Below are 21,376 nucleotides of genomic sequence, written 5' to 3'. Positions count from 1 at the left end.
CCGACCGCCGCGAGACGCCTTCCCGGAACTGTTTTAGGCGGAGACGGGCCAACGTGGTGGTAATGAGCGAACTCGAAGACGCCTACCGCCTCGAGTACTTCGAGGAGGAGGGGTTCACACGACAGGAGTGTGCCTCGTGTGGCGTACACTTCTGGGCGCGGGTTGACCGTGAGACCTGTGGCGAGCCCCCCTGCGACGACTACGCCTTCATCGGCACCCCCGGCTTCGACGAGACGTACACGCTGGAGGAGATGCGCGAGACCTTCCTCTCCTTTTTCGAGGATCAGGGCCACGAGCGCATCGAGCCCTACCCCGTCGCGGCGAACCGCTGGCGTGACGACGTCCTCCTGACTCAGGCTTCCATCTACGACTTCCAGCCGCTGGTGACCTCCGGTGAGACGCCGCCGCCCGCCAACCCCCTCACCATCTCCCAGCCCTGTATCCGGATGCAGGACATCGACAACGTGGGCAAGACGGGGCGACACACGATGGCCTTCGAGATGATGGCCCACCACGCGTTCAACGCCCGCGACGACGCCGACGGCGAGTACGCCTACGAGGGCGAGGTGTACTGGAAAGACGAGACCGTCGAGTACTGCGACCGGTTTTTCGAGTCCATGGGCGTCGACCCCACGGAGATCGTCTACATCGAGGACCCCTGGGTCGGCGGCGGCAACGCCGGCCCCGCCTTCGAGGTGATCTACCGCGGCCTCGAACTCGCCACGCTCGTCTTCATGTCGATGGAGCAGGACCCCGACGGCGAGTACGAGATGAAAGACGGCAACCGCTACAGCCCGATGGACACCTACATCGTCGACACGGGCTACGGGCTCGAGCGGTGGACCTGGATGAGTCAGGGGACGCCGACGGTCTACGAGGCCGTCTACCCCGACATGATCGACTTCCTGACCGACAACGCAGGGATCGACCACTCCGCGGCGGAGCGAGACCTGATCCAGGAGGCCGCCCGCCTCTCCGGCTATCTCGACGTCGACGAAATCGACGACCTGGCGAGCGCCCGGGCGGCGGTGGCGGACGAACTCGACGTCGACGCCGCCGAGTTGACCGCCCTCCTCGAACCGCTGGAGGACGTCTACGCCATCGCCGACCACTGCCGGACGCTCGCCTACATGCTCGGCGACGGTATCGTCCCTTCGAACGTTGGCACGGGATATCTCGCTCGAATGGTGCTCCGGCGGACCAAACGCCTGGTCGACGGCCTCGATATCGACGCGCCACTGGACGAACTCGTGGACATGCAGGCCGACCGCTTGGGCTACACCAACCGCGACACCATCCGCGACATGGTCCGCACCGAGGAGCGGAAGTACCGCGAGACGCTCGAACGCGGCCGGCGCAAGGTCGAGAGCATCGCCGAGGAGTACGCCGAGCGCGCCGAGCCGATTCCCCGGCAGACCCTGATCGAACTCTACGACTCCCACGGCATCCAGCCCGACATGGTCGCCGACATCGCCCGCGATCACGGCGCCGCGGTCGACGTGCCCGACGACTTCTACGGGCTGGTCGCCGCCCGTCACGGGGAAGGCGGAGACACCGAGTCGGCGGACGAGCGTGACACCCGACTGGCCGACCTCCCGGAGACGGAACGGCTCTTCTACGACGACCAGGAGCGGATCGAGTTCGAGGCGGTCGTCCTCGACGTGTTCGAGCGCGAGGACGGCTACGACGTCGTCCTCGACCAGACGATGTTCTACCCGGCGGGCGGGGGTCAGCCAGCCGACACCGGCACGCTCTCCACCGACGAGACGACCGTCGAGGTGACGGACGTCACGCGTCGCGACGGCGTCGTCCTCCACCGGACGGCCGACGACCCCGGCAAGGGGGAGTTCGTCCGCGGCCGGATCGACGCCGACCGCCGGTTCAGTCTGATGCGACACCACACCGCGACTCACATCGTCGGCCACGCCGCCAGGCAGGTGCTCGGCGACCACGTCCGACAGGCCGGTGCCCAGAAGGACACCGACCGCGCCCGACTCGACATCCGCCACTTCCGGCGAGTCTCCCGCGAGGAGGTCAAAGAGATCGAACGCGTCGCCAACGAACTCGTCCGGGACAACGTCCCGGTCACCCAGGAGTGGCCCGACAGACACGAGGCGGAGGCCGAACACGGCTTCGACCTGTACCAAGGGGGCGTTCCTCCGGGCCAACAGATCCGCCTGATCCACGTCGACGACGACGTGCAGGCGTGCGCGGGGACGCACGTCTCCCGAACGGGCGATATCGGCGCGATCAAGATCCTCGGCACGGAGCCGATTCAGGACGGGGTCGAACGACTCGTCTTCGCGGCCGGCGAGGCCGCCATCGAGGCGACCCAGGACACCGAGGATGCCCTCTACGCCGCCGCCGACACCCTCGACGTGGACCCCGAAGACGTCCCCGAGACGGCCGAGCGCTTCTTCCAGGAGTGGAAAGAACGGGGCAAGCAGATCGACCGCCTGAAAGAGGAACTCGCGGAGGTGCGCGCGGCGGCGACCGACGCCGACGCCGTCGACGTCGGCGACGTTGCGGCCGTAATCCGGCGGATGGACGCCGACGCCGACGAATTGCGCGCGACTGCGAACGCCATCGTCGACGAGGGCGCGGTGGCGGTCCTCGGGAGCGCCGCGGGCGGCAGCGCTCAGTTCGTCGTCGGCGTGCCCGATGACGTCGACCTCAACGCCGGCGAGGTCGTGGGTCAGTTGGCGGGGCGCGTCGGTGGCGGCGGCGGCGGCCCGCCCGACTTCGCACAGGGTGGCGGCCCCGACGTCGACGCCCTCGACGACGCCCTCGACGACGCCCCCGACGTCCTCCGGACGATCCGGAACACCTGACCGGCGCGCGAGTATCACGCGTGATGCTCACGGCCGAGCGTTGATGTGTGATGCCGGGATCATCGCACACGTGACGTCGTTTCGGCCACCGTCTCCCGCCGCGTTGTCAGGTTACGGACTGCTCGCCGCCGGCTTGGTGGCGCTTGCGAGCGTCTGGGTACCTGGTGGGTCGGCGCTAAAGCGGGTATCGCCGCTCGCACTCGCGACCGGCACGGTTCCCGTCGACGCACCGTCGCTGGCCATCGGCGGCGGCTTGCTCGCCGTCGGTCTCGCGGCCATCGCTCTCGGTCTCTCCTTGCTTTTCGCCCGCGCGTCTCGGTAGTCTCGGCGCTACACGGCCCGGGACGAGAACGGCTAAAGTAGTTCCCCCGTCTACCGTCGATCATGCCTACCGCGTCCAACGGGTCCGTGTCGCTGTACTACGAGGCTGACGGCGATCCGGACCGCGAAACGGTCGTCCTCCTCGGCGAAGCGGGGTACGGTGCCTGGCAGTGGGGCTGGCAACACGCCGGGCTGACGGGACCATTCGAGACGCTGGTGACGGACCTCCGCGGTGCCGGTCGCTCCGATGCCCCGGCCGGGCCTTACGCCGTCGACGACTTGGTTGCCGACGTCCAGGCCGTCCTCGAAGCGCACGGTCGCCGGCGGGTCCACGTCGTCGGCGCCGGTCTCGGGGGGATGGTCGCGCTCGAACTCGCGCGGGTCTCCTCGCGCCCGCGGTCGCTCGCTCTCCTCGGGACCGCCCCGGTCGGGTCCGACCTGACCCTCGATCCGCTGTTCGGTGATCCGTCCGATCCCGACGCCTTGGAGACGTCGCTCGGCGCCGCCTTCTCGCGGGACTTCCTCGACGCGCATCCCGATGTCGTCGAACAGGTCGTCGACTGGCGCGCCGCCGAGGACGCCACCCCCGAGGCGTGGGCGGCACAGGCGGCCGCCGTCGAGGCGTTCGACGTCTCGGATCGATTCTACGAGGTCGACGTGCCGGCGCTGGTGGTTCACGGCCGAGACGACGCCGTCTGGCCGGTCGCGTACGGCCGTCGGCTCGCCGACGAGTTGCCCCGCGGGGAGTTCGTCGGCCTCGACGGCGGCCACCTGATCGGGATCGAGCGCTCTCGCGGGGTCAACGACCGACTGTTCGGCTTCCTCGGGGCGTAAGACCCAACCGTCACGACGGCCTTCCGTCTCTATGTCTCGCCCCCGTCTCGTCCTCCTCGATGCCTCTCACGGCGCCGACCACACCCGCCGTAACTTCCGCCGAGAACTGGATGCCGACCTCGTCGAGTTCGACGTGACTGCCGGCGACCTGCCACCGGGATTCGACTACGACGGCGCCGTCGTCACCGGGTCGCGGGCCTCCGTCTACTGGGACGACCCCTGGATCGACGACCTGCTCACCTGGATCGAGCGGGCGGCCGACCGCGACCTGCCGATCCTCGGGGTCTGCTACGGCCACCAGGCGCTTGCGGCGGCCCTCGGCGGTCGCGTCGCAGCGATGGACGACATCGAGATCGGATACCGGGAGATACGCGCCGTGGCGCCCGACCCGCTGTTCACGGGGATCGACTCCCCCTTCGTCGCCTTCGAGACTCACTCCGATTGCGTGGTCGACCTCCCGCCCGGCGGGACCGTCCTCGCGGAGAGCGAGCGGGGTGTTCAGGCGTTCCGGCACGGCGACTGCTGGGGCGTGCAGTTCCACCCCGAGTACGACCGGGGGAGCGCCGAGACGGTCACCCGCGAGAAGGACCTCCCCGCCGCCCGGATCGACGCCGTGATGGAGGGGATCGACGCCGACGCCTACGCCGCGGCCTGCCGGACCAAACGCCTGTTCGACAACTTCACGGCACAGGTGCGGTCACGAACCGCCGCAGCGACGGACGGGTAGTTCTCACACGTTTTTCAACGCCGGCCACGGAGGTGGCGTATGAGCCACGATCTGACCATCGACGAGAAGCGCGTCTACGCCGACCGGACGGGCGCCACCGAGGTACTCGTCGCCGCCGAACAGGGACTGGTCGTCGCGTCGCTCTCGGCCGATCTCGTCGGCGAGTTCGGCCTCGACCACCGGGCGACCGTCCGGGACGTGGCCGCGACCGGCGACCGCCGCGTCGTCGCCACCGACGAGGACGTCCTCGTGGGGAGTTACGACCCGACCGACTTCGGCCCGGCCGTCGCCGTCGGCTTCGACGGCGAGGGGGCGCCGGTGGCGGCCGCTCCCGACGGCCGGGTCGCCCGCCTCGACGGCGACTGGACGCGACTGGGCGCCGTCGACGACCCGCGCGCGGTCGACGCGGGGATGATCGCGGCGGCCGACGGTGTCCACCAGGTCGTCGACGACGGCCTGCGGTCGGTCGGCCTCGCGGACGCTCGCGACGTTCACGGCCGGGGGATGCCCTTCGCGGCGACCGCTGCTGGCCTCTACCGACTGGGTAACGGCTGGATGGCGGAACGCGACGGCGCAGCCACCGCGGTGAGTGCCGACGGCGACCGTGCCGTCGCCGTCGACGACGACGGCCTCCTCGTTCGTGAAGGGGTCGCGTCCTGGACGGGCGTCGAGACGCCCGCGACCGAGCGGGTCGTCGACGTGGGGTTCACCGAGGCGGCGACGGTGGCGGTGACGGCCGCGGGGACGCTGCTTACGGACGCGGGCGACGGTTGGCGGACGCGGGCACTGGGTGTCACCGGCGTCTCGCGACTGGCGGTCCAGGCCTAACGGAAACGGTTTTCGGCCCGGCCGTCGACCGCCCGGTATGATCGTTCCGGGTTCGGAGTCACAGGCGCTGGGTGCGGCGCTGGCCGCCGAGACGGGGCACTCGCTCGCGGCGGTCGGCTACGAGCGGTTCCCCGACGGCGAACGAATGGCGTCGGTCGCGGGTCCCGACGACGCCGACCGGGCGGTGGTCGTCGCGGCGACCACCTCCGACGCAGCCCACGTCGAACTCCTGCAGTTACAGGATGCCGTCCGCGAGGCGGGCGTCGACGAGGTGGTGACGGTCCTCCCCTACATGGGCTATGGCCGACAGGAACGCGCGTTCGAACCCGGACAGCCGGTGTCGGCCCGGGCCGTCGCCCGCGCGATATCGACCGGGACCGACCGGGTTGTCCTCGTTAATCCCCACGAGGCGTCGGTAGCGGACTTCTTCGACGTCCCCTGTGACATCGTGCGGGCGGCGTCGCGTCTGGCGACCCCGCTGCCCGCGGACCTGACCGATCCGCTCTTTCTCTCGCCCGACACGGGCGCTCTCTCTCTCGCCGAGTCGGTGCGCGACGCCTACGGCCGCGGTGCCGTCGACTACTTCGAGAAGGTGCGCCACTCGGGCACCGAGGTCGAAATCACGCCGAGCGACGCCGCCGTCGCGGGCCGGGACGTGGTCGTCGTCGACGATATCGTCGCCACGGGGACGACCATGAGCGAGTCTATCGCCGTCCTCGACGACCGGGCGGCCGCCGCGGTGTACGTCGCCTGTGTCCACCCCCTGCTCGCGCGGGCGGCGCGGACGAAACTCGAACGCGCCGGCGTCGAGGCCATCTACGCCACCGACACCATCGAACGCGACGTGACCGCCGTCTCCGTCGCGCCGACCGTCGCGGACGTCCTGTGACGGACGACCCCACCCCCGAGGCCCCATCCCTGGACGACGCCCTCGTCCTCGATCCGGACTGTCGCCGGTGTCCCGCCCTCGTCGACGCCCGCGACCGGATCGCGTGGGGCAACGGCCCGACGGACGCCGCCGTGGTCGTCGTGGGCGAGGCACCCGCCGCGGGCGACCCCGATGCCGAGGCGTGGGCGGGGGGTAACCGAACCGGCCTCGCCTACACCTCGCGACACTCCGGCCGGCGGGTCCGCTCGCTGCTCGCGAGTGTCGGCGTCGACGACGCCTTCTATACGAACGCCGTGAAGTGCTTTCCCGCCGACGGCGACGGGTCGAACCGCGAACCCACGGACGCCGAGCGGTCGAACTGTCGGGCCCACCTCCAGACGGAACTCGACCGTGTCGACCCGTCGGTCGTCCTCGCGACCGGCAAACACGCGACGGTGACGCTTTTCGCCGCTGCGGGCCGCGAGCTCGACGGCTTTCTCGATTTGGTTCTCGACCCGGTCGACGTCCTCGGGACGACGGTCGTCCCCCTCCTGCATCCCTCCTACGCCGACGTGTGGCGGTCGCGGCTCGGCTACGACCGCGAGGGTTATCGGGTGGCGCTCGCCGCGGTCCTCCGGGACTGCGGCGTCGACGCGACGACATAGGTGCTTTCCCGTGAGACACGGGTCCCGGTAAGCCCCGCCGTGTAGTTTCTTTATGATGGACGCAGTATCCACAGCCATGACCGACTGCATCTTCTGTGCCATCGTCGACGGCGACATCCCGAGTGACACCGTATACGAAGACGACACCGTCGTGGCCTTCCTCGACGCCAACCCGCTGGCCCGCGGCCACACGCTCGTCATCCCCAAGGCCCACCACGAACGTCTCGACGACCTCCCCGCGGACCTCGCGGCCGACGTCTTCGCCGCGGCCCACGATCTGACCGACCGCGTAGAGCGGGCGGTCGACGCCGAGGCGACGACTGTCGCCGTCAACAACGGCGAACTGGCCGGCCAGGAGGTGCCACACGTTCACGTCCACATCGTTCCACGGTTTGCTGACGACGGCGGCCGCCCGATCCACGCTCTGATCGACGAGCGCCCGGACGTGGACGACGACGAACGCGCCGAGGTGGCCGCCGCCATCGAATCCGCCTGAACGGCGACGCCCGACGCCGAAACTCGTCACACACGATTCATTATATAGGTAAATGATTCAAAGGTCATGCAAGCAAACGCATTTATACTGTGGATTCGTCCACTCTTGTGCGAGAGGTGATCGAAGATACGAACGAATAGGATCGCACCGTGACCGATTCGCCGATTCGGTCCACCGCATCGTCAACGCCACATGAGACGGTCAGTCTCCAGGGTGAGCCGACTGGGAATGCTACCCATAGTTCGTCCATGGCCGACGCACCCACTCGCTCCCGGTGGTGCGTCCACCCTGTTTTCGCGACATGCCACATCACCCGCCCGCTGGCCACGGGCATCGATCCACGATAGCCTACTCCTGTCGCCGCAATCGACCCGTCGTCAGCGTCGCATGCACCGATCCGCTTCGCTCCGTAGCGCCGACTCCGACTGTCCCTCGCTACGACGCCGAGGGGACGTACTGTGCGCCCTCACGGCCGACCACGTCGCGCTCTGTTAGCGTGCTCAACACGGGAAAGAGGGTTATCTTTCGGAGGTGTAGAGCCTCGTGCAGTTCCTCGACTGTCGCCCCGTCGCTGGCGGCGAGAAACACGTAGACGAGTTTCGACTCCGCGGACTGGAGCGTCTCGGGAACGTCGATGTTCGATTGGTCACGCCCGGTCGTGTCGGGGTCGAGGGTAGTGGCTGTCATCTCGATTAGTTGATCTGGCTACACTTCTATAAACCTTCCCGTGATATGATATGTCGTGATCGACCCGGATGGTCTGTCAACAACCGTGTACAATGATCCGGTATATTCTGATATATAGGCTCTGTATAGCTCGTTACGGCACACTTCGACGTTCGATCTGATCACCGTTGGAACGGTCCGATCCTTGTGCTTTGGCCAAACCTACCAGAAATAATATCGTTTCTTCAGGGTGGATTCCAGCCTTCGATCCACCGTCAGGCCGAAGTCGTGGGCGCACGTATGGCTCGCATGCCGACGGCACCTGCGGCTTCGCTCGCCGTGTCGCTCCTGTTTCCGGTTGGCGTCGCCGCCGCCGTAATCGCGACGCTCGTGATGGACGTAGTGATGGCCCGGCTTCCCGAGGGCGAGACGCCGCCGTTCGTCGCGGCCGGGGTTCTGACCGGGCGTCCCCCCGACGACGCCCCCGGTCGCCTCGCCGTCGTCGTCCACTACCTCGCCGGGGTTCTAACCGGCCCACTTTTCGTCTGGCTCTCGCTGACGGCGACGGCCCTGCTCGGCCCGTCGCTCGTCACGACCGCCGCCACGACCGGCCTGCTCTACGCTCTGATGGTCGGCTTTTTCGCCGTCGTCGTGTTGCCCCGGTCGCGGATCGCCGACGGTCGGGTTCCCGCCGTCCGCCGGGACTGGGCGGTGTCGGCGGCCGCGTACCTGGTCGTCCTCGTTCCGCTCGTTACCCTCGTCGGCCGGACGCTCTGACCCCATCGATTATGCGTCGCGGCCGCCGAGAGACAGTATGGCTCGCGTCACCGATCTCTTCGTCGCGCCTGCAGGCTCCGAGCCGATGGAATCGGTCGACCGCGTCGAGGCCGTCGCGGACGCCGGCCTGCGCGGCGACCGCTACTGCACCGGCGAGGGGTATTACTCCCCGTACGACACCTGTCAGGTGACGCTCGTGGCCAGCGAGGCGCTCGCGACAATCGAGCGCGAGACGGGTATCGACCTCACCGACGGCCAACACCGGCGCAACGTCGTCGTCGCGGGCGTCGACGTTCACGACCTCCTCGATCATCGGTTCCGACTCGGTGAAGCGACACTCGTCGGCACCCGCCCCCGTCCGCCCTGTGCCCACCTCGAGGAACTCGCCGCGCAGGCGGGCGTCGCCAGCGCCCTCGGCGACGGCCGCGGTGGAATCTGTGCCGACGTGATCGAGGGCGGGGCCGTCGCCGTCGGCGACGGCGTGACCGACCTCGGGGACCGGGACCGCACCGATGCCATCGTCGAGCGGTTGCGCTCCGAACACGAGTGAGGTGGCCGTCGCCCGGCCCGCACTTAACACCGACCCCACCGTACGGGACGTATGCCCACCGACGCTCCGTCCGACCGGCAGTTTACCTTCGACTACGACCCCGGCGAACTCCGCTGTGGCCGCGGCTGTGTCGCCGGTCTCGGCGACATCCTGGCCGCTCGCGGCCTCGATACCGCGCTCGTCGTCACGGGATCGAACGTCGGCGCGACCCCTGCCGTAATGGACCCGGTCACGGCTGGTCTCGGTGACCGCCTCGCCGGTGTCTTCGACGAGACGACTCCGGAGAAACACCTGCGGACGGGGTTGGCGGGTGCCCGCCGCGCCCGTCGTGAGGGGATCGACGCCCTCGTCGCCGTCGGGAGCGGGAGCAGTCTCGACGTGGCGAAGGTAATCGTCGCGCTGGCGAGCCACGAGGACCCCGCGGCCGCCGCCGAACAGGCCGTCGAGACGGGGACCGTTCCCGTCGGCGCCGACCCCCTGCCCATCGTCGCGGTGCCGACGACGCTCGCGGGCGCCGACCTCTCGGTCATCGCCGGCGTCGGGCTTTCGCTCGACCCCGCGGAGACGCCCGCCCACGAGATTCCCAACGGCTCGCTCAGCGACGCGCGACTCATGCCGACCGCGCTGTGCTACGATCCTGTGCTGTTCGAGACGACGCCAACGTCCGTGCTCACCGCCTCCGCGATGAACGGGTTCGATAAGGCCGTCGAGTGTCTCTACTCGCCGTACGCGACGCCGGTTACCGACGCCACCGCGACCCGTGCGCTGTCGCTCATGTCCGCGGGATTCCCGACCCTCCCCGCCGAGTCGATGGACGCGGACCGCCTCTACGACGCGGTCTGTGGGGTCGTCCTCGCCCAGTACGGCATCTCCACGCCCGGCACCTACCGGGCGTCGATTATCCACGCCTTCGGCCACGGCTTCTCCCACGATTACGACGCCCACCAAGGTGTCGTCCACGGCATCCTCGCGCCGCACGTCCTGCGCTACGTCTTCGATCAGGTCCACGCCCGCCGCGACTTGCTGGCCAAGGCACTCGGCGTCGACGACGGGACCGATCCCGCCGACGCGGTCGCCACCGCTGTCGCGGGCGTCGCCGCCGACCTCGGACTCCCAGCCAAACTTCGCGCGCTCGACGGTCTTGCCCGCGACGATCTGTCCGGGATCGCGGCCGAAATCCACGGCGACGGGCTGATGGACGCCGCGCCGGCCGGTGTCGATCCGACGCCCACCGAGATCAGGTCGGTCCTCGACGCGGCGTGGTGACTACCCGCCGACGACGAACGTCTCGCGGGCATCGTCGAGGACTTCACGCGCGTGATCGCCCGGGTTGGGGGCGTACGTCGCGAGCACCTCGTCGTCGGCGAGCAACACGGTGCGGCGGTCGGCGTAGCCGTGATCCGTCGAGACGCCGAACGCCTCGGCGACCGTTCCCTCCGGGTCCGCGAGCAGGTCAAAGATGAGTCCCTCCGCCTCCGCGAACTCCGCGTGGCGCTCGGCGTCGTCCATCGAGACACCGTAGACGGCGACGCCGAGTTCACGGAACTCCGGGAGCGCCGCCTGGAACTCCGAGGCCTCGACCGTACAGCCCTTGGTGAAGTCCTCGGGGTAGAAGAAGACGACCGTCGGTTCCGTGAAGTCGGGCGTCACCGATTCGCCGTGTTGGTTGCGCGCCGAGACCGCTGGCGCCGGATCGCCGGGTTCGAGCATCGGCCTCGTTTCGGCCGCGACCGGCATAACGGGTTCGACACCGGCGGTTACCCCCGGAGTGCCGCGACCAGCATTCCCGCCCCGAACAGCCCCAGGGTCGCCACCGCGTACGCGACGACGGCCAACCGCTCGACGGCGAAGACGACGAAGACCCCGGTCGCACACAGGAAGACCGTCCCGAGGGCGCCGAGCGCAACGCGGACCGACCGGTCGAGGCCGTCCGTCGACTCCTCGTCCGCCTCCGTTTCCGCCTCGGCGACCGCCTTCAGGGCGGCCCCGACCCGCTCGGTCGCCCCGCTCGGCACGACGAGGAGGAGCGGTCGCCCCCACCAGCCGCGGCGCCGATACCGGAGGAAAAACAGGGTGTAGTCGCCCACCTGCCGGCGGTGGACGCGGCGGAGTGGCGTCAGATCGCAGGTCCGGACGGGTCGCTCGTTCGGATCGAGCCTTCCGCTTCGACCGTATTCCACGGCGGCCGCGCCCACCGCCCACCGGAGCCGTCCCGTCGCCGGATCGAGTCGGCCGACCGTGTACCGAAGGTCGACCGCCCACCTAGCGGCGACGAACGCCAGCGGGTAGGCGAGCAAAAGTCCCGGCTGGAGCGCCAGCGGCAGGAGGAGGAGAGGGCCGCCGACGACGGCTACCGGCAGGTAGCGACGGCGAACCCACCCGGCGCTCGGCAGGACCGTGCCGAGTTCCCGCTCCGTCCCGTGTGTCGACGCGAGTCGGAGGTACCACAGCGACATCGGCCCGCCGACGAACAGGAGGACGCCGACGAGGAGGAGCGCCCCGGTGTCGCCGCCGATGCGCCCCCCAACGGCCAGTGCGACGAGGGCCGCCACGACTAAGAGGCCGACGACGCCGACGACGCCGGCCCCGAGGTGAAAGACGAGCAGTCTGAGTCGGTCGGATTCGCGGTCGGGAAGCGCCGCCCACGTGACCGCCGAGTCGTCGGTGGCGGCGACCATACCCACTCTGGGGCCGACGTCGACAAGGCTCTTGTCCCGTTCGTCGCCCGACCGCACCACCTCTCACGGCACCCGAAGCTCTCGCCCCGAGTTTTTAATCGGAGGGCGCCGCACACCCTGGTATGAGCGACGGTGACGCCGGAACGGTGGCGGCACTGGTCGGCGCGACCGGTGGGGCAGGGACCACGCGACTGTCGGTCGAACTCGGGGCGCTTCTCGCGGCCGACGGGCGGTCGGTCGCCGTCCTCGACGCCGCCTTCGCCACGCAAGGCCTGTCCGACTACCTCTCCGGTCGACTCGACCCGGACCTGACGGCGCTGCTCACCGACCGACGGGAGGCGGCGCTCGAAGACGGGCTGGTCGACCTGCCGCTCGACGTCGACGGACGAGTGGCCTGCTGTCCCGCCGCGGCACCGTTCAAACGCCTCGCCCGCGCGAAATCCGCCGCCGCGGCCCAGCGGTTCGAGTCCCGGGTCGCCGCCGCGGCCGACGGCTTCGACCACGTCGTCGTCGACACGCCGCCGGTGGCGTCGAATCAGTCGGTTGCCGCGGTGAACGCCGCCGACCGGGTCGCCGTCGTCACCCCGGCCACGACCCGTGGACGCGACGCCGTCCAGCGAATCCGTGGCCGCCTCGACGACGTCGGATCGGCCGCCGACGCTGTCGTCGCGACTCGCGGTGATCTGGAGGTTGCGGACGCTACCGTGTCCGAAACGGCGGCGGCGGTGACAGCCGCTCCAACCTGTCTGGAGGAGAGTTCGGTCGCAACGGCCGTTGCCGACGTCGCCGCCGTCGTCTTCGACGCCGACCTGTCGGTCGAGGAGGGAGCCGGACTGTTCGACTCGGTCGGCGGGTTCGTCTCGCGGTAGCTACCGCAGGTCGCCGACGGAACTCATCGTCTCAGCTAGCGCGTCGCGCTTGTCGACCGTCGCCGTCCCGTCGGGTTCGAGCACACCCTCGACGGCGTCGGCCAGGTCCGGAACGGGGTCGTGCGTCTCGATGTACGTCGCCAGCGCGAAGTCCGCCTCGTCGGCGCCCGCGAGTTCGGTCGCTTCGGTTCTGGCGAGGTCACCGGCCAACCAGTCCCGGACGATCCGACGCCCCGTCGGGCCGAGCGGCGACAGCCCCGTGACGCCACAGCAGTGGAGCAGTTTGGCCGCCGTCATCGGCGCGATTCCCGCTTCGCGGGCACAGTCGCCGACGCTCGTCCCCGCCGCGTACGTCTCGACCACCGTCGCCGCCGCCTCGGGCGTACACGGCAACGCCTCCGTGTGGTCGTCCAAGCGGGCGACCAAGTCGTCGCCCGTCGCGTCCACCGTCGGCACCCCGCGCTCGCGCTGTCGTTCGTGTACTTCGATTCCCGCGGCGATGTCGGACAGCCCCATCACCGTGTACTGGCGCCGCACCGGTTGTAAAACCTACCGCCGATCCGCGGGATCGACGACAGAACGTACCGGTGACCGATAGGCTTCTGCTCGGCGAATACCGCGAATCCACGGGTTCGCGCCCCTGTTTAAATACTCCATCGGGACCAACTTTCGACTGTGATGAGTCAGGCACGCGAGGCGGAGTGTCCGGAGTGCAGTGGTCGACTGAACACCCAGGGGACCGAGACGGTCTGCGGACAGTGTGGACTCGTCGTCGACGAGTACCGGATTGACCACGGGCCGGAGTGGCGCTCGTTCGCCGACGACGATACGTCGCCCGAGCGGACGGGCGCGCCGCTCACTCAGTCGCGTCACGACCGCGGGCTCTCGACCGACATCGGCCGGTCGACCCGCATCAAGGGACGGAAGCGGCGTCGGTTGTCGCGGATGCGGACCCAGCACAACCGCGCCCAGATATCGACGAAACGCGAGCGCAACCAGGTGTACGCGTTCACGGAGATCAGGCGATTGGTCGGGGCGCTGTCGCTCCCCCGGCACGTCCGCGAGTCGGCGTGTTCGCTGTTCCGGTCGGCACAGGAGGCGGACCTGCTCCGCGGGCGGTCACTGGAAGGATTTGCCTCCGCGACGGTCTACGCCACCTGCCGGGTGTGTTCCGTGTCCCGCACCGTCGACGAGGTGGTCGACGCCGCAAAGGCCAGCGAGGCAGAACACCGCGCGGCCTACCGCGCGCTGAACCGCGATCTCGATATCGCAACCGGACCGATCCACCCCGTGGAGTACATTCCCCGGTACGCCAGCGAACTCGACGTGAGCGAGGCCGTCCGCCGGAACGCGGAGGCCCACGCACGGCGCCTCCGCGAGTCGGGCGATACCGCGGGTCGCAACCCCAGCGGCGTCGCCGCGGCCTGTCTCTACACGGCCGCCCGCGAGAACGGCGCGTCGCTCACCCAGCAGGACGCCGCCGACGTGGCCGGCGTCACGCCGGTCACCGTCCGCAACACCTACACGCTGTTGACCGAGTGACCGTCGCGGCCGCGGCGTTCCCGCTTGCAGGTCCGAACCCTACCGCCGAGCGAGCGAAAGACCTCGGCGGCGGCCGAATCCGGCGCCGCCGACGCGACCGGTCGCTCGTCGTCGACGGACCGACCGACGCGCGGATCGGCCGGCACCGCCGAGACGGGGGCACCGAGCGTCCGCCGGAGTGCGTCGGCCGGCACGTCGTCGTCGGCAGCCGTCCGGTTGAGCACAACACCGATCAGCCCCGCGTCGAGTTCCCGCGCCAACTCTCGCGTCCGGACCACATCGGCCAGTGCGAACCGACGCGGCGACGCCACGAGGACGCAGGCGTCGGCGACGGCCAGCGGCACCCCGACGTCGGCACGGAGACCGGCCGGGCAGTCGACCACTACGTCGCCGACACGGGCCGCCACCGTCCGGAGCGCCTCCGCGAGACGGCTGACGTCCGCCGCCCGGGCGCCGGCCAGCGACCGACCACAGGGCAGTAGCGACACCCGTCCGTGACGGACGGCCTCCATCGGATCTGCCCGCCCCGCGAGCACGTCGTGGAGGTCCGGTCCCTGGCTGTGAGGCAGGTCGGCCATTCCCAGGTCGGCGTCGACGACCACCGCATCGAGCACCGCCCCCAGGTTGTACGCGACGGTCGTCTTTCCCACGCCGCCTTTCCCGCCGGCGACGGCGACGATCACGCCAGCCTCCGGAGGGCGGCGTAGGGCACGTCGACCGCCGCCGCTCGCTCCGCGAGCCTCGCCGCTCGCGCCGAGACGGCCCGGAGTCGCTCGGCGTCGGCCGCGACCGCTTCGTCGAGGGTGGCGAGATCATCCGTGCCGTCGATAGCGGCCGCCACCGTCTCGGCCGAGGCGTCCGTCAGTTGCTCGCCCCGTTCGATCCGCCGTTCGGCCGCCGCCAGCCACGCCGTGACCGCCGGCGGGACCGTCGTCGGGTCGTCGCTCGACGCCGCCGGATCGGTCCCGGTCGCGGACGGAATTCCGTCCGATGCCGACGCATCGCCATTCTGCGACACCGCCTCGTCGTCCGGGCGTTCCCCCGTGCCCGTCTCCATCGCCGCGCCCGCCGCCCCCGCTCCGCGCGCCGCCGACGCGTCGGGCAGTGCGTCGGCCGGCGGGCGCGCCGCGTCCAGTCCTCGGATCGCCGCCGCGGCCGTCGACGCTGACGCCTCCGCTCTCGCGCGTCCTTCGTCCCGGACCTCGACGGGCGGCCGTTCGTCGGGTGCCGGACAGGCGTATCCGAGCGTTCGGCGGTCGCCAGCGGGAACGACGCCCGCGAACCCGTCGGGGTCCCACCCTCGTTCGGGAACGCCGGCGCGTCGCGGAGGAAGGACTGGGCCGGACAGGCAGTTTGTCACCCTAACCCGGCGGTCGACCGGCGACGGATTGTGCAGTTCGACCGTCACGAGGGCGACGTCGTCGCGGCCGTCGAGTCGCGTGAGCGTCCAGTCGGACTCCATGGCCCCGACTGGCCGCGTTACCGGACATAAATCACCGGCGCGTCGAGGGTCGCCGCTGCTGCGTCGGCCCCAGAGAAGCGGTCGAGACCGTCGACGACGACCGGCGCGTCGAGGGGTGCGAGACGCGCGACGCCGAGGGCTGCCGTCGTCGCGTCGCCCTCGTAGGCTCCCGGTGACTCGCCCACCGTCGCACTCCCCGGGACCGCCTCGACGGCCGTCCGAAACGTCTCCCACACCCTCGCCGCCAACTCCTCGCGAACCCGCCGTTCGAGGTTCGCCACCCGGTCTTCCAGTTCGAGGCGCTCCTCCCGTCTGTCGCGGGCCTTCCGTGCCGCTCGCTCCGCACGGTCGAGCGCCTGTTCGGCCGCAATCCGCTCGGTTTCGGCCTCCGCGAGGTCACTGGTCGCGGCGTCCAACTGCGCCTCGACAGCCGTGGTGTCGGCACCCGTCTCGTGCCGTGCCTGTATCCGCCCCCGGAGTTCGGCGACCCGCTCCCGGAGGCGCTCCTCCTCGGCGCCCGCCGCCGCGACCCGCCGGCGTGCCTCCCTGACGTCGACCGCCGGCGGCGACGCCGCGGCCAGTTCGTCCCGTGCCGCCACGAGTTCCCCGGCCTGTTCTGCCTCGTGGCCCCGTGCCCGCGCCACGGCGGCGAGCGCCGCCCGCCGGTCGAACCCTGACGGCGGCAGGCAGGCGACGTGGTCGTGGACGCTTCCCGGTTCGGGGCACTCGACGTGGACCGGCGACGCCTCGCCACGAATCGCCCGACGGAGCGCCGTCGCCTCGACGCCCGTGACCTCGACTGCCCATCCCTCCCGGACGGTCCCGTCGATCCTCACCCGCATGTGTGTCGTCGCCGATTGGCTCGCCGGTCACAGGTCGGCATCGCGCATGGCCTCCGAATCGGGATGGTCGGTCCCCGCCGCGAACTTGTCGTAGGGCGTGCTCGGTGTCTCGCGGGCCTCGTAGGCCGTGGCGGCCGCCCGCACCGCTTCGGGCACGGTCTCGAACTCGTTGAACGGACGCGTCCGTTCGATCTGGACGTCGTCGCCGTGTTTTGCCCGGAGCCGCAGGGCGAGAAACGCTCCCAACTCCGTCTCCTCCAGCAGCGTCGCGCGACCGAACCGTCGGACGACCGTCCCCTCGTGGCTCCGACAGACGTTCCGGAGCGTGGTGCGGGCGTCCCGCGAGTACGTGACGACGAGTAGCACCGTTGCCCTCCCCTGTCGTGACGGAGTACCTAACCCTGTCGGTACCGGCAGTCAGTCCAGTCGCTCGACGTCGAACGACGCCGGCGTCGCCGGGGCGTGTTCGGCGATCCGATCTCGCGCCTCGGCCCGCGAGGACGCGATCACCACCACGTCCTCGACGGCCTCCGCACCGTGACCCGCGTACGCCCCGAGACCGCTCCCCTCGAACTCCGTCGCGTACGTCCGAAGCGCCGCGAGCACCCGCTCCTCGGTCGCCGCGAGGTCTGCCTCGCCCGCCTCGAACGCCCTGAGTGCCTCCTCGACGTTCCTGATCGCGGAGATGCGGTCCATCAGACTACCTTGTACTGGTCCGTCATCGGGCTGTACACGTCGCCTTTCCGGCGCAACTGCTCGATCTGATCCATTACCTTCTCCTCCTCGATGCCCTCGGTCTGTGCGCGCTCGACGATGGCGTCGAGCGGTGCCCCCGCCTCGCCCTCGTACTCGGCGTCGACCGTCTCGATGACGTCCTTGATGCTCTTGATGCGGTCGCGCTGGCTCTTCGAGGTTCCCGTCTCGATGACGTCGGCGTCGAACTCCCCCGTCTCGGGGTCGACGCCGATATCCTGCAGACAGGAGCGGACGATGTCGATCACACGCTCGGCGTCCTCGCGTTCGACCGTATCGGAGAGTCGGACCCGCGCGCTCGCCTCGGCCAGTCGGACCAGTGCCTCCAGCTTGCGGGCGGTGACCGGAACCGGGGCGTCCTCGTCTGCGCCCTTCGCACGGAGGTCGACGTAGAAGTCGCGGATGGCCGCCTTCGCGTCGTCGGCCATCGTCGGATAGCAGGTGCGTTTGGCGTACGCGATGTACTTCCGGAGCAGTTCGGGATCGATGGCCGGATCGACCGTGTCCGTGACCGACTCCACCTCTGCCTGGCTGTGGTTGGCGTTTGCCACCTCCGTCCGCTGGGTGTTCAACTCCCCCGCGTAGTTCGTCCGCAGGATGTGTTCGGCCAGCGCGGCGTCCTCCTCGGGGTCGGGCTGGTCCGTCACGGTGAAGATCAGGTCGAACCGTGAGATCAGGGCCGGTTCGAGGTCGATCTGTTCGCCGATGGGTTCGTACTGGTCGAACCGGCCGTACTTGGGGTTCGCGGCGCCGAGAAGCGAACACCGGGACTTGAGGGTGGCGTTGATGCCAGCCTTCGAGATGCTGATCTCCTGTTGTTCGAGGGCTTGGTGCATCGCGGACCTGTCCTCCGGGCGCATCTTGTCGAGTTCGTCGACGGCGGCGATCCCTTGGTCGGCCAACACCAGGGCGCCCGCTTCGAGGCTCCACTGTTGTCCCTCGCCGAAGTCGTCGCGGACGGCCGCGGCGGTCAGCCCGGCCGAACTGGACCCTTTCCCCGAGGTGTAGACCGAACGCGGGGCGATATTCCGGATGTAGGAGAGGAGCTGTGAGTTGTGCGAGACGATACCGTTGCCGAGGTACGTGTGCGTCCCGGCGACTTCGAGGTCGTATACCCAACTGTAGTCCGGGTCGACCGTTTCGATTGTCTCGATGCAGTCCCACGAAATATCGTTCTCGACGAGCCGTCGGAGTGCCCGGAGGTCGTCGGCGACTGCCATCGCTTCGTCGATCCGACCTCGGACCGCGTCTTGGACGTCTCGGGTAACCCCGCCATCGGGGGTCACGACACTCCGCTCGTAGTTGCTGATCGACTTCTGTGAAACGCCCGCCGCGTCTGCGAGTTCGTCCTGAGAGAGGTTCAGCTCTCGACGAAGACGCTCAATTTCACTCCAGTCCCCACTTTCCAACTGTTCTCGAACCTCACCGAGCCATTCGAGTCGCGCTTCGAACTGATCGAGGACCGTCCGAAGGCTCTCTCGACTCGGATTTCGGTCGCCGCGTTCGTAGTGCTGGTACGTCGTTCGTGGGATGCCACAGTCGAACTGTGATAGTGCGAGTGCCTCGCGAACGCGTTGGAGGGCCTCGGACACATCCGGAACGATGTCGGTATTCGTATTCTCGGAAATATCCGTGAACGCAGTCGACGCAGCCGTCTTTCGTTCGGTGACGAATCCGACTTCTTCGACGTAGCTGACGAAGTCGGTTCCGCTGATCCGGAGCCGGTAACTCCCGTTTTGACGGCTTCCGAGCGACGTCTCGATTCCAAGACTGACGAGCAGACTGCGGACACCTTCGAGCAACTCCTGGCTCATCGACGCGACGGTGATCTCGCGTTCCGTTCGTGAGACGTGTCCCTCCCCCTCGACGTATGCCTTCAGGAACTCCCGTTTGATCGAGGGGCTGGCGCGGAACAGACAGTCCGGAACGCGTTGATCGGCCGATTGTTCCAGAATTGCTGGTTCGATCTCTCTGAGAAAATCGACAAATTCGACCGAGGAACAGCCGATGATCTCGACGCCGTCACGGTCGTGGTGTGGTTTGCGCCACCAGTGCAGGCCGAGTGAATCGAGACAATCGGCGACGTCGTCGAGGACAGCTTCGTCGGCGTTCGTAACTGTTGCCGTCGCGCTCGATTCGGGTCCATTTATGTGTCCTTCCCCAATCTGATATCCGAGTAGGCGGGCCAGTTCCGGGGTCAATTTTTTCGGGGTGTCGATTCGGTTTGCCGGCCCGCTGTCGACGCGGTAATGATCGATATCGAGAGAGTCGTCCCACTCGCCATCGAGACGCCTCGGAAGTGCAATGTGTGTTCCTTCGGTCAGTTCTTCGGCCTTCCGGGTCTCCATTCCGAGATTACTCTGAACGAACAGCGGGTGTGACGGCGTAACTTCCACCTCACGGCCGGATTTGGTGCGAATGCGGTACATCCGATCGGGTGCTTCTCGCTTCCAAACTTTCGTCGCCCGTCCGCGGGAAACCGTCCCGCTGGCCGTCACTGTCTGGACGGAGAAGTCGACCGACTGATACACTCCGTCGTCGACCGACACGGGATCTTCCAGCCGCGATTCGACGAGTTCTCCGAGCATTCGCTCCGTTCCATCGCCGAGTACGATTTTGGTGTTATATTTCTGACACTTCCCCGTCCCCGGATCACCGATCAACAGCATATGCAGGTCGCCCCGGATCCGCGACCCGTCGGGGAGGTCCTTCGTTACGCCCGAGAACAACTGGAGGATCATCGCGAGTTTCTCCTCGTCGTAGCCGTAGATGGAGGGCGCGACAGAGGCGATCATCTCCTCGTAGATGTCCGGGTGGTTGGACAGTTCGACGATGTCGCGTTTGTCTTGCTCGCTGATCTCCATGTCCTCGAACTGTTCGTCCTCGATTTCGACGCTGACCCCGTCCATATAGAGGTCGAACAGTTGGGACTTCTCGTTGCCCTCCGTCACCTGGTCGATGTGGAGGACGCCGGTGACGGTGACGTGATCCCCTGCGGTCACCTTTCCGGTGATGTCGTCCTCGATGTCGATGTCGATGCTCTGGGGTGTCTCTCCGCCGCGCAGGCCCTCGGGTGACTCCTGCACCCGGAGCTTCTGGGAGTCGACAAACTCAGACTGGTCGTAGTTGACACGGAAGGGACCCTGTCGTTCACAGCCCTGACACTCGTGGGGTTCCTGAAACCCGCCGTCGGACTGGGGGATGTAGGTCATCGTGCCACAGCGCTGGCACTCGAAGGCGGCTTCGGTGATCTTCGGGCGGACGTCCGTCGCCTTGCGGATGATGCCCGAGACGGCGATCATCCGGCCGACGTGGTTGTCGTGGACGCGGATCGAGCGGATGTCGACCGTCTCGGGGTGGTTCCGCAGGCGGACGTGGGCTTGCCCGAGCGAGACGTCCGCGGGCAGGTCGTACACTCGAAGGGCCTCCTCCGCGAACTCGCCGATCTGTTCCGGCTGAGAGAGGAAGTCGTCCGCGAGGTCCTGATCGAAGGTGTAGAGGTCGTCGTAGTCGAGGTGGAGGGATCGCTGTTCGTTGGGGTACCGCTGTGCGAGGCGGCTGATTTCGTCGCTGTAGTAGTTCCGGTAGAACCGGACGAACCGGTCGATTAGCTCCTGGTTTTGCGACGACTGCGCCATTGCCACTCCCTGGTCCCGGATCGCCTAAG

At 68.7% G+C, this 21,376-nt stretch carries 23 protein-coding genes; 13 read left to right on the top strand and 10 right to left on the bottom strand.

The window, feature by feature from the left end; translation table 11 throughout:
- The first annotated feature begins 62 nt into the window (after positions 1-62).
- The 8 genes from alaS to NO878_RS09050 all read left to right on the top strand — a co-directional run bounded on the left by alaS (position 63) and on the right by NO878_RS09050 (position 7,570).
- Complete coding sequence (gene alaS, locus NO878_RS09085; protein WP_256405676.1) at positions 63-2,831, top strand: alanine--tRNA ligase; 2,769 nt, start codon at positions 63-65, stop codon at positions 2,829-2,831.
- 70 nt (positions 2,832-2,901) lie between these two features.
- Positions 2,902-3,153 (top strand): hypothetical protein, encoded by a 252-nt coding sequence (locus tag NO878_RS09080; protein WP_256405675.1) that lies wholly within the window; start codon positions 2,902-2,904, stop codon positions 3,151-3,153.
- Positions 3,154-3,215: 62 nt separating this feature from the next.
- Positions 3,216-3,986, top strand: a complete 771-nt coding sequence (locus NO878_RS09075; protein ID WP_256405674.1) for an alpha/beta fold hydrolase — start codon at positions 3,216-3,218, stop codon at positions 3,984-3,986.
- Positions 3,987-4,017: 31 nt separating this feature from the next.
- Positions 4,018-4,713, top strand: a complete 696-nt coding sequence (locus NO878_RS09070; protein WP_256405673.1) for a type 1 glutamine amidotransferase — start codon at positions 4,018-4,020, stop codon at positions 4,711-4,713.
- Between the two features lie 39 nt (positions 4,714-4,752).
- Complete coding sequence (locus NO878_RS09065) at positions 4,753-5,541, top strand: HVO_0234 family beta-propeller protein (RefSeq protein ID WP_256405672.1); 789 nt, start codon at positions 4,753-4,755, stop codon at positions 5,539-5,541.
- Positions 5,542-5,578: 37 nt separating this feature from the next.
- A complete protein-coding gene (gene prs, locus NO878_RS09060) occupies positions 5,579-6,430 on the top strand; it encodes a ribose-phosphate diphosphokinase (protein ID WP_256405671.1) in 852 nt (283 codons plus the stop codon).
- Positions 6,427-7,074, top strand: a complete 648-nt coding sequence (locus NO878_RS09055; RefSeq protein WP_256405670.1) for a uracil-DNA glycosylase — start codon at positions 6,427-6,429, stop codon at positions 7,072-7,074. The genes prs and NO878_RS09055 overlap by 4 nt, the downstream gene beginning before the upstream one ends.
- Before the next feature lie 76 nt (positions 7,075-7,150).
- A complete protein-coding gene (locus NO878_RS09050) occupies positions 7,151-7,570 on the top strand; it encodes an HIT family protein (RefSeq protein WP_256405669.1) in 420 nt (139 codons plus the stop codon).
- A 435-nt stretch (positions 7,571-8,005) separates the two neighbouring features.
- Here NO878_RS09050 and NO878_RS09045 read toward each other — a convergent pair whose 3' ends face one another.
- Positions 8,006-8,257, bottom strand: coding sequence for a TrmB family transcriptional regulator (locus NO878_RS09045; RefSeq protein ID WP_256405668.1), 252 nt, complete (start codon positions 8,255-8,257; stop codon positions 8,006-8,008).
- A gap of 288 nt (positions 8,258-8,545) precedes the next feature.
- On the opposite strand from NO878_RS09045, the gene NO878_RS09040 reads away from it, so the two are divergent.
- The 3 genes from NO878_RS09040 to NO878_RS09030 are packed head-to-tail and all read left to right on the top strand — an operon-like array spanning position 8,546 to position 10,829.
- Positions 8,546-9,013, top strand: a complete 468-nt coding sequence (locus NO878_RS09040; protein WP_256405667.1) for a hypothetical protein — start codon at positions 8,546-8,548, stop codon at positions 9,011-9,013.
- 37 nt (positions 9,014-9,050) lie between these two features.
- Positions 9,051-9,563, top strand: a complete 513-nt coding sequence (locus NO878_RS09035) for an MOSC domain-containing protein (RefSeq protein WP_256405666.1) — start codon at positions 9,051-9,053, stop codon at positions 9,561-9,563.
- Between the two features lie 51 nt (positions 9,564-9,614).
- A complete protein-coding gene (locus NO878_RS09030; RefSeq protein WP_256405665.1) occupies positions 9,615-10,829 on the top strand; it encodes an iron-containing alcohol dehydrogenase family protein in 1,215 nt (404 codons plus the stop codon).
- Here the strand turns inward: NO878_RS09030 and NO878_RS09025 are convergent, their stop codons facing one another.
- Complete coding sequence (locus NO878_RS09025; protein ID WP_256405664.1) at positions 10,830-11,273, bottom strand: peroxiredoxin; 444 nt, start codon at positions 11,271-11,273, stop codon at positions 10,830-10,832.
- A 47-nt stretch (positions 11,274-11,320) separates the two neighbouring features.
- Positions 11,321-12,241, bottom strand: a complete 921-nt coding sequence (locus NO878_RS09020) for a hypothetical protein (protein ID WP_256405663.1) — start codon at positions 12,239-12,241, stop codon at positions 11,321-11,323.
- Positions 12,242-12,363: 122 nt separating this feature from the next.
- On the opposite strand from NO878_RS09020, the gene NO878_RS09015 reads away from it, so the two are divergent.
- Positions 12,364-13,110, top strand: a complete 747-nt coding sequence (locus tag NO878_RS09015; RefSeq protein WP_256405662.1) for a ParA family protein — start codon at positions 12,364-12,366, stop codon at positions 13,108-13,110.
- Here the strand turns inward: NO878_RS09015 and NO878_RS09010 are convergent, their stop codons facing one another.
- A complete protein-coding gene (locus NO878_RS09010) occupies positions 13,111-13,626 on the bottom strand; it encodes a DUF7858 family protein (protein WP_256405661.1) in 516 nt (171 codons plus the stop codon).
- Between the two features lie 162 nt (positions 13,627-13,788).
- Here NO878_RS09010 and NO878_RS09005 point away from each other — a divergent pair, with 162 nt between their 5' ends.
- Complete coding sequence (locus tag NO878_RS09005) at positions 13,789-14,652, top strand: transcription initiation factor IIB (protein ID WP_256405660.1); 864 nt, start codon at positions 13,789-13,791, stop codon at positions 14,650-14,652.
- Here NO878_RS09005 and NO878_RS09000 read toward each other — a convergent pair.
- Genes NO878_RS09000 through NO878_RS08975 form a run of 6 tightly spaced genes read right to left on the bottom strand, consistent with a single transcriptional unit; the run spans position 14,631 to position 21,347 of the window.
- Entirely contained in the window at positions 14,631-15,335 is a 705-nt protein-coding gene (locus tag NO878_RS09000) for a MinD/ParA family ATP-binding protein (RefSeq protein WP_256405659.1), read from the bottom strand. The two genes, NO878_RS09005 and NO878_RS09000, sit on opposite strands and share 22 nt — an antisense overlap.
- A complete protein-coding gene (locus NO878_RS08995; RefSeq protein WP_256405658.1) occupies positions 15,332-16,114 on the bottom strand; it encodes a DUF7857 domain-containing protein in 783 nt (260 codons plus the stop codon). The genes NO878_RS09000 and NO878_RS08995 overlap by 4 nt, the downstream gene beginning before the upstream one ends.
- Positions 16,115-16,131: 17 nt before the next feature.
- Positions 16,132-16,956 carry a DUF7856 family protein gene (locus tag NO878_RS08990; protein ID WP_256405657.1) on the bottom strand — a complete coding sequence of 275 codons (825 nt, stop codon included), beginning with the start codon at positions 16,954-16,956 and terminating at the stop codon, positions 16,132-16,134.
- Between the two features lie 27 nt (positions 16,957-16,983).
- On the bottom strand, positions 16,984-17,322 hold the full coding sequence (locus NO878_RS08985) for a DUF7855 family protein (RefSeq protein ID WP_256405656.1): 339 nt from the start codon (positions 17,320-17,322) through the stop codon (positions 16,984-16,986).
- 51 nt (positions 17,323-17,373) lie between these two features.
- Positions 17,374-17,652: a DUF7854 family protein gene (locus tag NO878_RS08980; protein WP_256405655.1), complete on the bottom strand. Its 279-nt coding sequence runs from the start codon at positions 17,650-17,652 to the stop codon at positions 17,374-17,376.
- The gene (locus tag NO878_RS08975; RefSeq protein ID WP_256405654.1) at positions 17,652-21,347 is read right to left on the bottom strand and encodes an LAGLIDADG family homing endonuclease; all 3,696 of its coding nucleotides are present in this window, start codon (positions 21,345-21,347) and stop codon (positions 17,652-17,654) included. The genes NO878_RS08980 and NO878_RS08975 overlap by 1 nt, the downstream gene beginning before the upstream one ends.
- Between the last annotated feature and the right edge of the window lie 29 nt (positions 21,348-21,376).

Origin of the sequence: Haloplanus ruber (assembly GCF_024494725.1) — an archaeon.
In the GTDB taxonomy this organism is placed as follows: domain Archaea; phylum Halobacteriota; class Halobacteria; order Halobacteriales; family Haloferacaceae; genus Haloplanus; species Haloplanus ruber.
This window is presented reverse-complemented; position numbering and strand designations above follow the sequence as displayed.

Coding starts and splice junctions, on each gene's coding strand:
- alaS (WP_256405676.1), top strand. CDS start 63: ATGAGCGAACTCGAAGACGCCTACCGCCTCGAGTACTTCGAGGAGGAG.
- NO878_RS09075 (WP_256405674.1), top strand. CDS start 3,216: ATGCCTACCGCGTCCAACGGGTCCGTGTCGCTGTACTACGAGGCTGAC.
- NO878_RS09070 (WP_256405673.1), top strand. CDS start 4,018: ATGTCTCGCCCCCGTCTCGTCCTCCTCGATGCCTCTCACGGCGCCGAC.
- NO878_RS09065 (WP_256405672.1), top strand. CDS start 4,753: ATGAGCCACGATCTGACCATCGACGAGAAGCGCGTCTACGCCGACCGG.
- prs (WP_256405671.1), top strand. CDS start 5,579: ATGATCGTTCCGGGTTCGGAGTCACAGGCGCTGGGTGCGGCGCTGGCC.
- NO878_RS09050 (WP_256405669.1), top strand. CDS start 7,151: ATGACCGACTGCATCTTCTGTGCCATCGTCGACGGCGACATCCCGAGT.
- NO878_RS09045 (WP_256405668.1), bottom strand. CDS start 8,257: ATGACAGCCACTACCCTCGACCCCGACACGACCGGGCGTGACCAATCG.
- NO878_RS09040 (WP_256405667.1), top strand. CDS start 8,546: ATGCCGACGGCACCTGCGGCTTCGCTCGCCGTGTCGCTCCTGTTTCCG.
- NO878_RS09035 (WP_256405666.1), top strand. CDS start 9,051: ATGGCTCGCGTCACCGATCTCTTCGTCGCGCCTGCAGGCTCCGAGCCG.
- NO878_RS09030 (WP_256405665.1), top strand. CDS start 9,615: ATGCCCACCGACGCTCCGTCCGACCGGCAGTTTACCTTCGACTACGAC.
- NO878_RS09025 (WP_256405664.1), bottom strand. CDS start 11,273: ATGCTCGAACCCGGCGATCCGGCGCCAGCGGTCTCGGCGCGCAACCAA.
- NO878_RS09020 (WP_256405663.1), bottom strand. CDS start 12,241: ATGGTCGCCGCCACCGACGACTCGGCGGTCACGTGGGCGGCGCTTCCC.
- NO878_RS09015 (WP_256405662.1), top strand. CDS start 12,364: ATGAGCGACGGTGACGCCGGAACGGTGGCGGCACTGGTCGGCGCGACC.
- NO878_RS09010 (WP_256405661.1), bottom strand. CDS start 13,626: ATGGGGCTGTCCGACATCGCCGCGGGAATCGAAGTACACGAACGACAG.
- NO878_RS09005 (WP_256405660.1), top strand. CDS start 13,789: ATGAGTCAGGCACGCGAGGCGGAGTGTCCGGAGTGCAGTGGTCGACTG.
- NO878_RS08995 (WP_256405658.1), bottom strand. CDS start 16,114: ATGGAGTCCGACTGGACGCTCACGCGACTCGACGGCCGCGACGACGTC.
- NO878_RS08990 (WP_256405657.1), bottom strand. CDS start 16,956: ATGCGGGTGAGGATCGACGGGACCGTCCGGGAGGGATGGGCAGTCGAG.
- NO878_RS08980 (WP_256405655.1), bottom strand. CDS start 17,652: ATGGACCGCATCTCCGCGATCAGGAACGTCGAGGAGGCACTCAGGGCG.
- NO878_RS08975 (WP_256405654.1), bottom strand. CDS start 21,347: ATGGCGCAGTCGTCGCAAAACCAGGAGCTAATCGACCGGTTCGTCCGG.